Annotated in this window: 12 protein-coding genes; 6 read left to right on the forward strand and 6 right to left on the reverse strand. The window is 60.8% G+C overall.

Annotated elements, in window-relative coordinates:
• Positions 1–175: 175 nt before the first annotated feature.
• From CER19_RS20030 to CER19_RS20050, 5 genes are all read right to left on the reverse strand, one after another.
• Positions 176–1,462 carry an ABC transporter substrate-binding protein gene (locus CER19_RS20030; protein WP_116667695.1) on the reverse strand — a complete coding sequence of 429 codons (1,287 nt, stop codon included), beginning with the start codon at positions 1,460–1,462 and terminating at the stop codon, positions 176–178.
• 104 nt (positions 1,463–1,566) lie between these two features.
• A complete protein-coding gene (locus tag CER19_RS20035) occupies positions 1,567–2,826 on the reverse strand; it encodes an AGE family epimerase/isomerase (RefSeq protein ID WP_116667696.1) in 1,260 nt (419 codons plus the stop codon).
• Between the two features lie 228 nt (positions 2,827–3,054).
• Positions 3,055–3,879 carry an ATPase gene (locus tag CER19_RS20040; RefSeq protein WP_116667697.1) on the reverse strand — a complete coding sequence of 275 codons (825 nt, stop codon included), beginning with the start codon at positions 3,877–3,879 and terminating at the stop codon, positions 3,055–3,057.
• 127 nt (positions 3,880–4,006) lie between these two features.
• Positions 4,007–5,005 (reverse strand): NAD(P)-dependent oxidoreductase, encoded by a 999-nt coding sequence (locus tag CER19_RS20045; protein WP_116667698.1) that lies wholly within the window; start codon positions 5,003–5,005, stop codon positions 4,007–4,009.
• A 98-nt stretch (positions 5,006–5,103) separates the two neighbouring features.
• Positions 5,104–6,000 carry a LysR family transcriptional regulator ArgP gene (locus CER19_RS20050; protein ID WP_116667699.1) on the reverse strand — a complete coding sequence of 299 codons (897 nt, stop codon included), beginning with the start codon at positions 5,998–6,000 and terminating at the stop codon, positions 5,104–5,106.
• Positions 6,001–6,100: 100 nt separating this feature from the next.
• Between CER19_RS20050 and CER19_RS20055 the strand changes: the two genes are divergently transcribed.
• The 6 genes from CER19_RS20055 to CER19_RS20085 all read left to right on the forward strand — a co-directional run bounded on the left by CER19_RS20055 (position 6,101) and on the right by CER19_RS20085 (position 13,808).
• On the forward strand, positions 6,101–6,700 hold the full coding sequence (locus CER19_RS20055) for a LysE/ArgO family amino acid transporter (RefSeq protein ID WP_116667700.1): 600 nt from the start codon (positions 6,101–6,103) through the stop codon (positions 6,698–6,700).
• 178 nt (positions 6,701–6,878) lie between these two features.
• Positions 6,879–7,475, forward strand: a complete 597-nt coding sequence (locus tag CER19_RS20060) for a superoxide dismutase (protein WP_014719672.1) — start codon at positions 6,879–6,881, stop codon at positions 7,473–7,475.
• 152 nt (positions 7,476–7,627) lie between these two features.
• Positions 7,628–7,816: a hypothetical protein gene (locus tag CER19_RS20065; RefSeq protein ID WP_116667701.1), complete on the forward strand. Its 189-nt coding sequence runs from the start codon at positions 7,628–7,630 to the stop codon at positions 7,814–7,816.
• Between the two features lie 184 nt (positions 7,817–8,000).
• Positions 8,001–10,052 (forward strand): bifunctional diguanylate cyclase/phosphodiesterase, encoded by a 2,052-nt coding sequence (locus tag CER19_RS20070; protein ID WP_116667702.1) that lies wholly within the window; start codon positions 8,001–8,003, stop codon positions 10,050–10,052.
• Positions 10,053–10,178: 126 nt separating this feature from the next.
• Positions 10,179–11,516 (forward strand): imelysin family protein, encoded by a 1,338-nt coding sequence (locus CER19_RS20075; protein WP_105228131.1) that lies wholly within the window; start codon positions 10,179–10,181, stop codon positions 11,514–11,516.
• 837 nt (positions 11,517–12,353) lie between these two features.
• A complete protein-coding gene (locus CER19_RS20085) occupies positions 12,354–13,808 on the forward strand; it encodes a TrkH family potassium uptake protein (RefSeq protein ID WP_116667703.1) in 1,455 nt (484 codons plus the stop codon).
• Here the strand turns inward: CER19_RS20085 and CER19_RS20090 are convergent.
• Positions 13,765–14,823: an AraC family transcriptional regulator gene (locus CER19_RS20090; RefSeq protein ID WP_116667704.1), complete on the reverse strand. Its 1,059-nt coding sequence runs from the start codon at positions 14,821–14,823 to the stop codon at positions 13,765–13,767. The two genes, CER19_RS20085 and CER19_RS20090, sit on opposite strands and share 44 nt — an antisense overlap.
• Positions 14,824–14,945: the final 122 nt, after the last annotated feature.

Here is a 14,945-nt window from a genome sequence, read left to right on the forward strand (position 1 = left end):
AACCTCATGAGAAAACCCGGAACGGGGAAAAAGACCTACAGGGGTACCGGTGTGGGCGGCGGTCCGTGTAGGAGCGAGCTTGCTCGCGAAGGCGGCAGGTCAGTCACCAAACATGCTGTCTAATACCCCGCTTTCGCGAGCAAGCCCGCTCCCACACAAGCCCGCTCCACAGCTGTTACTTGGCCGACTTGATCGCAGCACCCAGCTTCTTGGCGGTATCGGCCGGGTCGGCTTTCGGGTCGTTGATGTAGTTGGTCACCACGTCGAAGAAAGCACCTTGCACCGCCAGGGTGGTGGCCATGTTGTGGGCCATGCTTGGCTGCAGGCCCCCGGTCTTGGCGTCGGCCAAAAAGTCCTTGGCGGCGGTCTGGGCACAGGAATCAAAGCCGTAGGATTCCATCTTGGTCAGCATGTCGTTACGCACAGGGATCGAGCCCTTGTTGATGCTGAACACCTTCTGGAAGTTTTCACCCAGCACGACTTTGGCGATGTCCTGCTGGCCCGCGGCAGTGCCTTTGTCTTTCTGCTTGAACACCGCCAGGGAGTCGATGTTGTAGGTGAAGGCCTTATCAGTGCCCGGGAACGCTACGCACTCATAATCCTTGCCGGCAACTTTCTTGGCCGCGGTCCATTCGGACTTGGCCCAGTCACCCATGATCTGCATGCCGGCCTTGCCATTGATGACCTTGCCAGCTTCCAGGTTCCAGTCCTGGCCCTTGCCGTCGACGTCCATATAGGTCGCGACTTTCTTCAGCTCGGTGAGGGCCTTGACCATTTCCGGGCCGGTCAATGCGCCGTTATCCAGGTCGACCAGGGCTTTCTTGTAACCATCAGCGCCCATTACCGAAAGCACCACCGCTTCGAACACGGTGCTGTCCTGCCAAGGCTGGCCGCCGTGGGCGAGCGCAATGAAGCCTGCGGCCTTGAGCTTGTCGCCCGCTGCGTAGAATTCTTCGAGGGTGGTTGGGTTCTTGGTGATGCCGGCTTTCTTGAAGACTTCCGGGTTGATCCACAGCCAGTTCACGCGGTGGATATTCACCGGCACGGCCACGTAGTCACCGTCGTATTTCACGGTGTCGGAGACTTTCTTGTCGAGCAGCGAATCCCATTTTTCTTCTTTGGCGACGTCTTTGAGCACGTCAGTGTCGAGCAGGCCAGTAGACGCCCATTCCTGGATGTCGGGGCCTTTGATCTGGGCAACGCCTGGCGGGTTGCCAGCGACCGCGCGGCTTTTCAGCACGGTCATGGCGGTGGCGCCACCGCCGCCTGCTACAGCACCGTCTTTCCAGGTGAAGCCGTCTTTCTCAACTTGGGCCTTCAGGACATCCACAGCCGCTTTTTCACCGCCGGAGGTCCACCAATGCACCACTTCCACCGTACCTTTGGAGTCGGCGGCAAATGCACTGAGGGGGAACAACGAGGCAATGGAAATAGCGACGGCGAGGCGATTAATCGCGTTCATCTGAGTACCTTTTCTTGTTGTTATGCATGCAAGTCTAGAGCTTGCGCTGCACGGAGTTTAAACATGGATTTTCAGAGTGCAGGTAACAAAGGGACGTACAAATGTCACCACTTGGTGACATAACACCCACTGCCCAATGCACTGGCCAAGCTGGGTACCAAGGGCAGCGCAGGCAGCACGACCGCTTGCCAGGCATGGTACAGGTCAGGTTTGCCGCCCCAGATTTTACTGCTGGGTTGGTTGTGCGGGCTGAGTTCGTGGTGCCAACTGCCCTGGAGCCGGTCGATGAAGTGGGTTTCGCAAAACTCCCAGAAACGTCGGTACCAGGTTTCGTAATGCAGCTCACCGGTACGTTTGAGCAGCGCCTGAGCAGCGGCGCTGGCTTCGGCATGGGTCCAGTGCAGGCGCTCGCGTACCACCGGGCGCTGGTTCCAATCCAAAGTGTAGACAAGGCCCGGCGCACCATCCACCGCCCAGGCGTACTCGCAGGCACTGGCGAACAGGCCTTTGGCGTCGCTCACCAGCCAGTCGGGCGTGGCCAGCTTGGCCTCAAGGCGCGCAGCTTCCAGGTGCAGCAGCAACCGCGCCCATTCAAAACCATGGCCTGGGGTGATGCCGTAAGGGCGAAAGCCATCGGCGGGGTTGTCTTGGTTGTAACCGAGCAACGGCTTCCACTGCGCATCGAAATGCTCGATGACCATGAACTGGGTGCCAGCGGCGTGGGTGTGGATCACCCGCTCGACGATGCGCAGCGCACGGTCCAGCCAACGTGTATCACCGCTGACATCGGCCAACGCCAGGAAGGCTTCGGTGGCGTGCATGTTGCTGTTGGCGCCACGATAGGCTTCGACGCCGCTCCAGTCCCGGGCAAAGGATTCGAGCATGACGCCCTCCTCTTCGCTCCAGAAGAACTGGTCGATGATATGGACGGCGTCGTTCATTAATGTGCGCGCACCCGGCGCGCCGGCCACCACGGCAGAGCTGGCGGCGAGGGCCACGAAGGCGTGCACGTAGGCGGCCTTGCCGGTGTTGCCATCAGCCGCCTGGGGCGCGGCGAACCAGCCACCGTGCTCACTGTCGCGCAGCGGGCCGCTGAGCGCTGCCACACCGTGCGCTACCAGCTCGGCATAACCCGGCAACCCCATGGCATGGGCCATGGCAAAGCTGTGGGTCATGCGCGCAGTGTTCATGGTTTCGGCTCGAGCATTGGCCGGCAAGTGGCCTTTATCGTCAAGGTTGCCGAAACCGTCCGGCAGGCGCGACGCCTTGGCGAACGCCAGCAGGCGCTGGCCTTCGGCGGCGAGCCAAGCGTGATGGGCTGGTGCATTCAGCCAACTGCTGGCAGGCAGTGGGTGGGTGGTCATGGGTGGCCCTTATTGTTTTTTTGGGATGACCGGAGTCTAAACAAGGGCGTGGGATGGGCAAGTAACGAAGGGGAGAAGAAATGTCACCGAGCGGTGACAATCAACCCCCTAATGTAGGAGCGAGCTTGCTCGCGAAAAACTCACAGGCACCGCGTTCATTCAGCAAGTACCCGTTATCGTTAACGTTTTTCGCGAGCAAGCTCGCTCCTACAGAGGGCGATTTTGCGTTCATTGACCCAGTGGTATGGCCGCAGCAGGCGCATTGAGGCGCTGATTCAAGTTCTGCACCTGGCTCTGCAAGGTGGTGATATTGCGCGTGGTCTGGATGCGGAACACGTCGAATTCCTTGTTGGTCGGCGCGTCGATATTGGCCGGCTGGTTTTCCTGGGCGCTCTTGAGCACCAGCACGTCCTGCTCGAGACGGGCGATGGCCGCGCTTGGGTTGCCTTGTTTCTTCAAGGCCGCCACATCGGTGGCCAGGCCCTTGCTCTCGGCCTGTGCTGCCGTGAGGCTGGCGACCGCGTCAGTGAGGGCCTGCACCTGGCCTTGCAGCTTGGTATTGGCCGCTGTCAGTTCGGTGGTGCTGGCACTCATCTGGGCCAGGCGGTTGTCCAGTTCGGTGGCTTGACCCGCGACGCCCAACTGTTGCTTACCCTGTTCCTGCAACTGGGCTTCCAGCTGCTTGATCTGCAGCTTCAAGGCTTCGCTGCCGTTGTTCACATTGGCTTCGCTGGCCACGACCTTGCCGGAAATCGCCTGCAGGCGTCCCGCCGCTTCCTCGCTGATGCGGGCAAAGCTTTCCTGGGTGGCAACCAACTGCTGGCCCATCAGGGAGATCTGCTGGAAGCTCCACCAGGCCAGGCCCGCAAAGGCAATCAACAGCGCGCCGACCAGTGCCCACAACGGGCCAGTGCTGGCGCTCTTGACCTTGACCACGGGCGTCGTTCGCGAACGCACCGACGTCGCGGGGGTCGGCACGAAATCATCGTCATCCCCGAGATCGGCCCGCAGGCTGGGAACGTTGTCGAAGTCGTCTTTAGCATCGTTACGCATGAATCTACCCTGAATCAATGAGATGGCTGGCTGCAAAGCCGAGCGGCAGGAGTATAAACCGCACTCCCGGCGCATGGATCGACTCGGAACCTGGAATTGGGTTCCCGAAGTGTTGCTGCTTATAAGCTTATTGGCGGCCCGGGTCCTGGGCTTTCCACCAGCTGCAGAACTCGTCGAGCGCGGCCCACAGGCTGATCTTGGGCTCGTAGTCGAGATAATGCCTGGCGCGGCTGATGTCGAGGGTGAAATCTTTGTTCATCACCTGCATGCCCAGGCGCGACAATGCCGGTTCCGGCCGCCCCGGCCACATCGCGCAGAAGGCTTCATTCAAGGCCGCCACGCTGTAAGACAAACCGTAGGAGCGGTAACGGGTCACCTGGGGCAGCTCCATTTGCCGCATCACGTAGTTCACCACATCCCAGATCGGCACCGGTGCGCCGTTGCTGATGTTGTAGGCTTTGCCCAGCGCAGAGCCTGTGGCGAGCAAACTGCTGAGCAGCGCCTCGTTAAGGTTATGCACGCTGGTGAAGTCGACTTTGTTCAAGCCGTCGCCGACGATCGCCAGGCGGTTCTTGCGCTGCATTTTCAGCAGGCGCGGGAAGATGCTCATATCGCCGGCCCCGGTGACAAAGCGCGGGCGCAGGGCGATCACTTCCAGGCCGAACTCCTGAGCGCCAAAGACCTTCTGCTCAGCCAGGTACTTGGTAGCGGCATAGGGATGCTTGAAACGCTTGGGCACTTGTTCTTCGGTGAGCCCCAGATGGTCGCGACCGTCAAAGTAGATCGACGGCGACGACAGGTGCACCAGGCGCCCGACGCGCTGTTTCAGGCAGGCTTCGACGACGTTTTCGGTGACCAGCACGTTGTTCTGATGGAAGTCCTGGTACTTACCCCACAGCCCGACGGCGCCGGCGCAATGCACCACGGCTTCGACATCGCGGCACAGGTCGCGCACCAGGTCGGCGTCATTCAAGTCACCCTGGATAAACTCGGCACCGCGCCGTACCAGGTGCTCCACACCCTCGGCGCGCCGCCCGTTGACCCGCACGTCCAGGCCTTGTTCAAGGGCGAAGCGCGCAAGGCGCCCGCCAATGAAGCCGCTTGCGCCGGTGACCAGAATTTTCATGAAGCCTCCTACGGATGCAGCTGCAAGCGCCAAGCTTAAAGCTGCAAGTTAAAAACGATCTGCGAGCTCTTCACTTGCAGCTTGCAGCTTGACGCTTGTCACTGCTGATAGGGCACCAACCATTGGCCACACACCTGGGCCAGATGGTCAGTCAACAAGCCCAACAGTTGCCCACCACTGCGCCAATGATGCCAGTACAGCGGCACGTCGATGGGCTTATCTGGCAATAACTCGACCAGCACGCCGGTTTCCAACTGGTCACGCACCTGTAATTCAGGCACCAGGCCCCAGCCCAGACCGGCTTCCGTCAGGCGGATAAAACCTTCGGACGACGGGCATAGATGGTGTTCGAAACCACCGTCTACCCCCAGGGACGCCAGGTAGCGGTGCTGCAGGAAATCATCCGGGCCGAACACCAGCGCAGGCGTGCGCGCCAATTGGTCAGCCCGCACGCCCCCAGGAAAATGCCGCGCCAGAAAGGCCGGGCTGGCCAGGGCCCGATAACGCATGGCGCCCAGCAACAGGCTGCGGGCACCGGCCACGGGACGCTCGCTGGCGCAAATGCAGGCCGCCACTTCACCGGCGCGCATGCGCTTGAGGCCCACGGTCTGGTCTTCGACCACCAGGTCCAGCAGCAAATGCTGTTCGGCGCAGAAGTCGCTGATCGCCTCGGCCCACCACGTGGCAAGGCTGTCGGCATTCAGGGCAATGCGCAGGCGCTCGGGCATGCCCTCCTCGTCCAGGGCCGGCACCTGGCTTTGCAGGTCACGCTCCAGCAAGCGCACCTGTTGCACATGGTTGAGCAAGCGCCGGCCGATATCGGTGGGCGTCGGCGGCGAGGCGCGTATCAACACCGGCTGGCCAATGCGCGCTTCCAATAGCTTGATGCGTTGAGAGATGGCTGACTGCGACAGCCCCAGCACCTGGGCACCGCGCTCAAAGCCGGCTTGTTCCACCACCGCCGCCAGGGCAGAAAGCAATTTATAGTCGAACATCAGTTTCTCTAATGAGCGATCAGCAATATTGGTTTTTCTTATACAGCCTCGAGCCGCACCATAGCCAGCATCGTATGAGTATCAACAAGGATCTCCCTCTATGTGGCAAAGCTATGTGAACGGCTTGCTGGTGGCCCTCGGGCTGATCATGGCAATCGGCAGCCAAAATGCATTCGTACTCGCGCAAAGCCTGCGCCGCGAACATCACTTACCCGTGGCGGCGTTGTGTGTGATCTGCGACGCACTGCTAGTGGCCGCTGGGGTATTCGGGCTGGCCACCGTGCTGGCACAGAGCCCGATACTGCTGGCGGTGGCACGTTGGGGCGGCGCAGCGTTCTTGCTCTGGTACGGCGCATGCGCACTGCGCAGAGCCTGCTCGAAACAGAGCCTGGACCAAAGCGACAGCCTCAAGACACGTTCATTGCGCGCCGTGCTGCTGAGCGCCTTGGCGGTCACCTTGCTCAACCCCCATGTCTACCTGGACACCGTCCTGCTGATCGGTTCCCTGGGCGCGCAACAAACCGAACCGGGTGCTTATGTCGCCGGAGCAGCCAGTGCCTCGTTCCTGTGGTTCACCACCCTGGCCCTGGGTGCGGCATGGCTGGCACCCTGGCTGGCACGCCCGGCCACCTGGCGCCTGCTGGACCTGCTAGTGGCCGCGATGATGTTCTCGGTGGCCTATCAACTGATCAGCGCCTGAGCAATATTCCAAAACGCTCTGGAACCTCTATCCCACACAGTTGTTGCGTGGTTATGCCGCACCCCCGGTGCTATGATCGGACCCCTGCGCCGCAAAGAGTACAAACTCCCCGGCGCATGTTTGGCCGCCCGTGATCGGCCTTGCGCTCACCGCAACTGACCTGATTAGGAGAATCATCATGGCTTTCGAATTGCCGCCGCTGCCCTACGCACACGATGCCCTGCAGCCGCACATCTCCAAGGAAACCTTGGAATACCACCACGACAAGCACCACAACACCTATGTCGTGAACCTGAACAACCTGGTGCCTGGCACCGAGTTCGAAGGCAAGACCCTGGAAGAGATCGTCAAGTCTTCCTCGGGCGGCATCTTCAACAACGCCGCTCAGGTCTGGAACCACACCTTCTACTGGAACTGCCTGGCGCCAAACGCCGGTGGCCAACCAACCGGCGCGCTGGCTGAAGCCATCAACGCTGCGTTCGGTTCGTTCGACAAGTTCAAAGAAGAGTTCACCAAGACTTCGGTTGGCACCTTCGGTTCCGGTTGGGGCTGGCTGGTGAAAAAGGCTGACGGTTCCCTGGCCCTGGCCAGCACCATCGGCGCCGGCAACCCACTGACCAACGGCGACACCCCGCTGCTGACCTGCGACGTGTGGGAACACGCCTACTACATCGACTACCGCAACGTGCGTCCAAAGTATGTGGAAGCGTTCTGGAACCTGGTCAACTGGAAGTTCGTGGCTGAGCAGTTCGAAGGCAAGGCCTTCACTGCCTAAGCGATGCTTGCAGTAGGAAAAGCCCGGCGATTGCCGGGCTTTTTTTTGGGCGACGATTGTGGATCGGCCGAAATAATGGAACTCATTGAGACGTACCGGCCACGTAGTCGAAGAGAGGAATACACCTCTCGTCCAACGCAGGAGAGTCAATTATGGAACCAGTTTCGATGATGGCCGCCGCCGGCGCCGCCGCCTCGGTGGCACTGCCCATTGCAGGAAAAGCGGCCGAGATGGGAATGGATATACTCAAGGACATGATGGACAGTGTCACGGACGGAGCCCAAGGCGGCCAACTGGGCGCGGATTCACAGTCATCTGCCCCACCACAGATTAATTTTTAATCAAGCAACCACTTGCCCCCCGCAAGGCAACATTCACGGCGGATTCCATCCGCCGTTTTCCTGCCCACCGTCGCTGCAAAGCGCCACCCCCCTTCCCACAGTAATGTCCCTTTGACTGCCCTCCCCAGATTGCCAATACTCATGGCATATTGACGGCCACCCGCATGAGACAAGGAATGCCCCTTTGAAGCTGGAACTCAAGAACAGCTTGTCGGTGAAGTTGCTACGGGTTGTGCTGCTGTCGGCCTTGATCGTGGGTGTGGCGCTGAGCGTGGCGCAGATCGTTTTTGATGCCTACAAGACACGCCAGGCCGTGGCGGGCGATGCCCAGCGCATCCTCGACATGTTTCGCGACCCCTCGACCCAGGCCGTGTACAGCCTGGATCGCGAGATGGGCATGCAGGTGATCGAAGGTCTGTTCCAGGACGACGCTGTGCGCATGGCCTCTATCGGCCATCCCAACGAGACCATGCTGGCGGAAAAAAGCCGCCCTTTACAGCTGTCCCCCAGCCGCTGGCTGACCGACCTGATTCTTGGCCAGGAACGCTCCTTTACCACCGCGTTGGTGGGCAAGGGCCCCTACAGCGAATATTACGGCGACCTGAGCATCACCCTCGACACCGCCATCTATGGCAGAAGTTTCCTGGTCAGCTCGGTCATCATCTTTATCTCGGGCGTATTGCGCGCCTTGGCCATGGGGCTGGTGCTGTACCTGGTGTATCACTGGATGCTGACCAAACCGCTGTCGCGGATGCTCGAACACCTGACCTCGATCAACCCGGACCGCCCCAGCCAGCACAAGATCCCGCAGCTCAAAGGCCACGAGCGCAACGAACTGGGGCAGTGGATAAACACCGCCAACCAATTGCTCGAATCCATTGAGCGCAATACCCACCTGCGCCACGAGGCCGAATCGAGCCTGTTGCGCATGGCCCAGTACGACTTCCTGACCGGCCTGCCTAACCGCCAGAAGTTGCAGACGCAGTTGGATAAAATCCTCACGGATGCCGGTCGCCGACAACGTCGTGTCGCAGTGTTGTGCGTGGGGCTGGATGACTTCAAGAGTGTCAACGAGCAATTCCCCTACCAGGCCGGCGACAAACTCTTGCTCGCCCTGGCCGACCGCCTGCGCGCCCATAGTGGCCGCCTGGGCACGCTCGCCCGCCTGGGCGGCGACCAGTTCGCCCTGGTGCAAGCCGATATCGACCAGCCCTACGAAGCCGCCGAACTGGCACAAAGCATCCTCGATGACCTGGAGGCCGAATTCGCCCTCGATCATGACCTGATCCGCCTACGCGCCACCATCGGCATCACGCTGTTTCCGGAAGATGGTGACAGCACCGAGAAGTTGCTGCAAAAAGCCGAGCAGACCATGACCCTGGCCAAGAGCCGCTCGCGCAACCGCTATCAGTTTTATATCGCCAGCGTCGACAGCGAAATGCGCCGGCGCCGTGAACTGGAGAAAGACCTGCGCGATGCCCTGAGCCGCGAGCAGTTCCACCTGGTGTACCAACCGCAAATCAGCTATCGCGACCATAAGGTGGTCGGCGTGGAGGCCCTGCTGCGCTGGCAACACCCGGAACATGGGCTGGTACCGCCGGACTTGTTTATCCCGCTGGCGGAACAGAACGGCACCATCATTCCCATTGGCGAATGGGTGCTGGACCAGGCGTGCCGGCAATTGCGCGAATGGCATGACCAGGGTTTCACGGCGCTGCGCATGGCCGTCAACCTGTCCACTGTGCAACTGCACCACACCGAGTTGCCGCGGGTGGTCAACAACCTGATGCAGATCTATCGCCTACCGCCGCGCAGCCTCGAGCTGGAAGTCACCGAGACCGGCCTGATGGAAGACATCAGCACCGCCGCCCAGCATCTGTTGAGCCTGCGCCGCTCCGGGGCGCTCATCGCCATTGATGACTTCGGCACCGGCTACTCATCCCTGAGTTACCTCAAAAGCCTGCCACTGGACAAGATCAAGATCGACAAGAGCTTCGTCCAGGACCTGCAGGACGACGACGATGACGCAACCATCGTGCGCGCCATTATCCAACTGGGCAAAAGCCTGGGCATGCAGGTGATTGCCGAAGGGGTGGAGACCGCCGAACAGGAGGCCTACATCATCTCCGAGGGGTGCCATGAAGGGCAGGGTTATCACTACAGCAAACCGCTGCAGGCCCGGGAGTTGACGGCTTATCTGAAGCAGTCCGAGCGCAATAACGCCGTGAGTCTTTGAATTTACACTTCGATACTCAATATTTCCCGCGTATAAGCCTTTACACAAAATGCAAATCTTTCGCATTATGTCGCAGCGTTTGCGCTCCCCGCGCGCCCTTTCAACAACCGAAGCAGGATGTTCGCCATGATTCGTATGCCCCTGGCCACCGCCAGTCTGCTGGCCATTGCCATTTCTCTCGCCGGTTGCGGCGAAGGTAAAGACAAGGCCGCCGCGCCCCAGGCACCCGCTGCCGCCAGCACTACCGCACCGGCGGCTGCCCCGGCTGGCCAGGTCGACGAAGCGGCCGCCAAGGCCGTGGTCGCGCACTACGCAGACATGGTGTTTGCGGTGTACAGCGATGCCGAATCCACCGCAAAAACCCTGCAGACCGCAATCGATACCTTCCTCGCCAACCCGAACGACGAAACCCTGAAAGCGGCCCGTACCGCCTGGATCGCCGCGCGCGTACCCTACCTGCAGAGTGAAGTATTCCGCTTCGGCAACACCATCATCGACGACTGGGAAGGCCAGGTGAACGCCTGGCCCCTGGACGAAGGCCTGATCGACTACGTCGACAAGTCCTACGAGCACGCGCTGGGCAACCCAGGTGCCAACGCCAATATCATCGCCAACAACGAGATCCAGGTGGGCGAAGACAAGGTCGACGTCAAGGAGATCACCCCGGAAAAACTCGCCAGCCTCAATGAGCTGGGCGGTTCCGAAGCGAACGTCGCCACCGGCTACCACGCCATCGAATTCCTGCTGTGGGGCCAGGACCTCAACGGCACCGGCCCAGGCGCGGGTAACCGTCCGGCGTCGGACTACATGACCGGTGACGGTGCAACCGGCGGCCACAACGAGCGTCGCCGCACTTACCTGCGTGCCGTCACCCAACTGCTGGTCAGCGACCTGCAGGAAATGGTCGGCAACTGGAAACCCAACGTCGAAGACAACTACCGCGCCACCCTGGAATCGGAACCAGGCACCGATGGCCTGCGTAAAATGCTGTTTGGCATGGGCAGCCTGTCCCTGGGCGAACTCGCTGGGGAGCGCATGAAGGTGTCCCTGGAAGCCAACTCGCCGGAAGACGAGCAAGACTGCTTCAGCGACAACACCCATTACTCGCACTTCTACGACGCCAAGGGCATCCGTAACGTCTACCTGGGCGAATACACCCGTGTTGACGGCACCAAGCTGACCGGCGCCAGCCTGTCGTCCCTGGTGGCCAAGGCCGACCCGGCAGCCGACGCGGCCCTCAAGGCTGACCTGGCAGCCACCGAAGCGAAGATCCAGGTGATGGTTGACCACGCCAACAACGGCGAGCACTACGACCAGTTGATCGCCGCTGACAATGAAAAGGGCAACCAGATCGTGCGTGACTCGATTGCCGCCCTGGTCAAGCAGACCGGCTCGATCGAGGCTGCTGCCGGCAAGCTGGGCATCAGCGACCTGAACCCGGACAGCGCTGATCACGAGTTCTGATCAAGCGCAGTTGAAAGAGGCGACCTGCGGGTCGCCTTTTTTATGCACGCAATAATTGCGGCACCTCTCTCTGTGGGGGCTGGCTTGCCTGCGATGGCGGTGGGCCAGTCGACTAATTGCCACTGATACACCGCCATCGCAGCATGTGTAGGCTGTACCCGCCAACGGTAACTACGATGCGAAGCGAGCCGCTCTTGATCTTGATCTGCTTGTGATCTTGATCTTAGGCGCCCCGTCAAACCACGCTGGCCGGAATTCGACAGGGATTTGGGGGGTAAACCGGCAGGGATGCCGGTTTAGCCGCCCCGCGCCATGGATGGCGCGTGGCGGCGGCCCCCCAAATCACTGGCGGATTACGGGCACACCGAGCCCAGGCGAGGTACCGAGTGGTGGGGCAAGAGCGCTTTGCTTAATTTCGCCTGGGCCGGCATTCCGGCTTTTCGAAAGTGAGCCGCCGTCAGGCGGAACCCTAAGTAGCCGTTACCGCAGCAATGGATATGTACACGGTCCAACTGTGTTGACTGCCAGGCCGCCTTCGCGAGCAAGCCCGCTCCCACAGTTTTGACCACGGGGTGTCAGGTAGATATGGGGCGGCTGGCAGGCCGTCTTCGCAGGCAAGCCAGCTCCCACATTTGGATCGTGGTGTGTCAGGGAAATCTGCGTCGGTTGATAGGTTGTCACGGGAGCAAGCTCCCTCGCCACAGCTTCAGCGTCGCTGCGAAGTTGTGTAAACACCAAGCCACACACAGGGGTTCTCCATCAACCGGCAGCCCTTGGTTTACAAGACCTGCACCGCAGGTAGAATGGCGCCTCTGCCCAATCACCCGAGCGAACTTCATGGCGTTGCCGACCCTGCGCATCATCGGTTTCATCATCGGCATCTTCCTGATCACCCTTGCGGTCGCCATGGTAATCCCGATGGCGACCCTGGTGATCTTCGAACGCACCAGCGACCTGCCCTCGTTCCTGTGGGCCAGCCTGATCACCTTTATCGCCGGGTTGGCGCTGGTCATCCCTGGTCGCCCCGAGCACGTGCACCTGCGCCCCAGGGACATGTACCTGCTGACGGTCAGCAGTTGGGTGGTGGTGTGCATCTTCGCCGCCCTGCCCTTTTTGCTGACCCAGCACATCAGCTACACCGACTCGTTCTTTGAAAGCATGTCCGGCATCACCGCCACCGGCTCCACCGTGTTGAGCGGCCTGGACAGCATGTCGCCGGGCATTTTGATGTGGCGTTCGCTGCTGCACTGGCTCGGCGGTTTCGGCTTTATCGGCATGGCGGTGGCGATCCTGCCGCTGCTGCGCATTGGTGGCATGCGCCTGTTCCAGACCGAATCCTCGGACCGCTCGGAAAAGGTCATGCCTCGCTCACACATGGTGGCGCGCTTGATCGTGGCCGCCTATGTGGGCATCACCATCTTCGGCAGCCTGGCCTTCTGGTGGGCCGGGATGGGCGTGTTCGATGCGATCAACCATGCAATGTCGGCGATCTCCACCGGTGGGTTTTCCACCTCGGACGAGTCCCTGGCCCATTGGAAACAACCGGCGGTGCATTGGGTCGCGGTGGTGGTGATGATCCTTGGCAGCTTGCCGTTCGCCCTGTACGTGGCCACCTTGCGCGGCAACCGTCGGGCGCTGATCAAGGACCAGCAAGTGCAAGGCTTGCTCGGCTTGTTGCTGGTGACTTGGCTGGTACTCGGCACCTGGTACTGGTGGACCACCAACCTGCATTGGCTCGATGCCTTGCGCCATGTGGCGCTGAACGTGACGTCGGTGGTGACCACCACCGGCTTTGCACTGGGGGACTACAGCCTGTGGGGCAACTTCTCACTGATGCTGTTCTTCTACCTGGGCTTTATCGGCGGCTGCTCAGGCTCCACCGCAGGCGGTATCAAGATCTTCCGTTTCCAGGTGGCCTACATCCTGCTCAAAGCCAACTTGAATCAGTTGATCCATCCCCGCGCGGTGATCAAGCAGAAGTACAACGGCCATCGTCTCGATGAGGAGATCGTGCGCTCGATTCTGACTTTTTCGTTTTTCTTCGCCATCACCATCTGCATGATCGCCCTGGCCCTGTCACTGCTGGGCGTGGACTGGATGACCGCGTTGACCGGCGCCGCCAGTACCGTTTCCGGTGTGGGCCCGGGCCTGGGCGAAACCATCGGTCCGGCCGGCAACTTTGCCACCCTGCCGGATGCCGCCAAGTGGATCCTGTCCCTGGGCATGTTGCTGGGCCGCTTGGAGATTATTACCGTGTTTGTGTTGTGCATTCCGGCGTTCTGGCGCCACTGATGCTGGACATTTGCTGCAACCGCGCCCGGTATTCGCCGGGCGTGGCATCGAACCAGCGGCGAAACGCGCGGAAAAAGTTGCTCGGGTCGGCAAACCCCAACAGGTAGGCGATTTCCAGCAAGGTCATGCTGGGTTGTGCCAGGTACTGCTCGGCCAGTTCGCGACGGGTGTCATCGAGCAAGGCCTGGAAGCTGGTGCCCTCCTCCTGCAAACGCCGCTGCAAGGTGCGCTGGGACAGGTGCAACGTCTTGGCCACCGCTTCACGCTTGGGTTCGCCCTGGGGCAGCAGGCGGCACAGCACCTGACGCGCCTTGTGGGTCACGCGGCTTTCGGAAAAACGCGCCAGGTATTCACCGGCAAAGCGATCATGCAACAGCGCCATGGCTTCATTGGCCGTGGGCAGCGGCGCCTCCATGTCGACCTGTTCGAAAATCAGCGCGTCATAGGGCGCATTAAATTGCAAAGGCGCATGGAAGGCGCGCTGGTAGGGCGCCAGGTCCGCTGGCTGGTCGCCCTGCAGCAGCACTTTGCGCGGTTGCAGTGTGCGCCCGGTGAGCCAGCCGCACAGGGCCAGGGCGCTGGCCAGCGAGGCTTCGGCGCTTTGACGGGTGGGCGGCAAGTGATCGCCATGCACCGTCAGAATCAGCGCATAGCCTTCGGGTAAAAGCCGAAAACTCAAGTCAGCGCTTTCGGCGATGATGCGCTGGTAGCGCACCAAGCGCATAAAACCTTCGGCCAGGGTGTTGCTGGACATCAACGCATAACCGGCAACGTGAAACGAGGCCGGGCGTACCACCTTGCCCATGTTCAGGCCAATCGCCGGGTTGCCCGACAACTCCACCGCGCGTTGCCACAGGCGGGTCATGGCGTCTTGCGGGAAGCGCGCATCGGGGTCACTGAGAGCGGCGTAGTCCAGGCCCAGTTGCTTGAACAAGGCACGGCAATCCAGGCCATCCATTTCCAGCGCCTTGACGATGCCCATCGCCCAGCTTGCAGAAGTTGTTCGTTCGCTCATGGCGTCTTCTTATTGAAAGCAGGCTCAAACGGCAGCCAGGAAGCCAAGGATACTAAAGTGGCATCTATTGTCACTGGCTGTTAGCACTGATCACTCTAGACTCAAATAAGCTCCCCGCCGCG

The organism is Pseudomonas sp. GL93, from assembly GCF_003408955.1.
GTDB lineage: Bacteria > Pseudomonadota > Gammaproteobacteria > Pseudomonadales > Pseudomonadaceae > Aquipseudomonas > Aquipseudomonas paracarnis.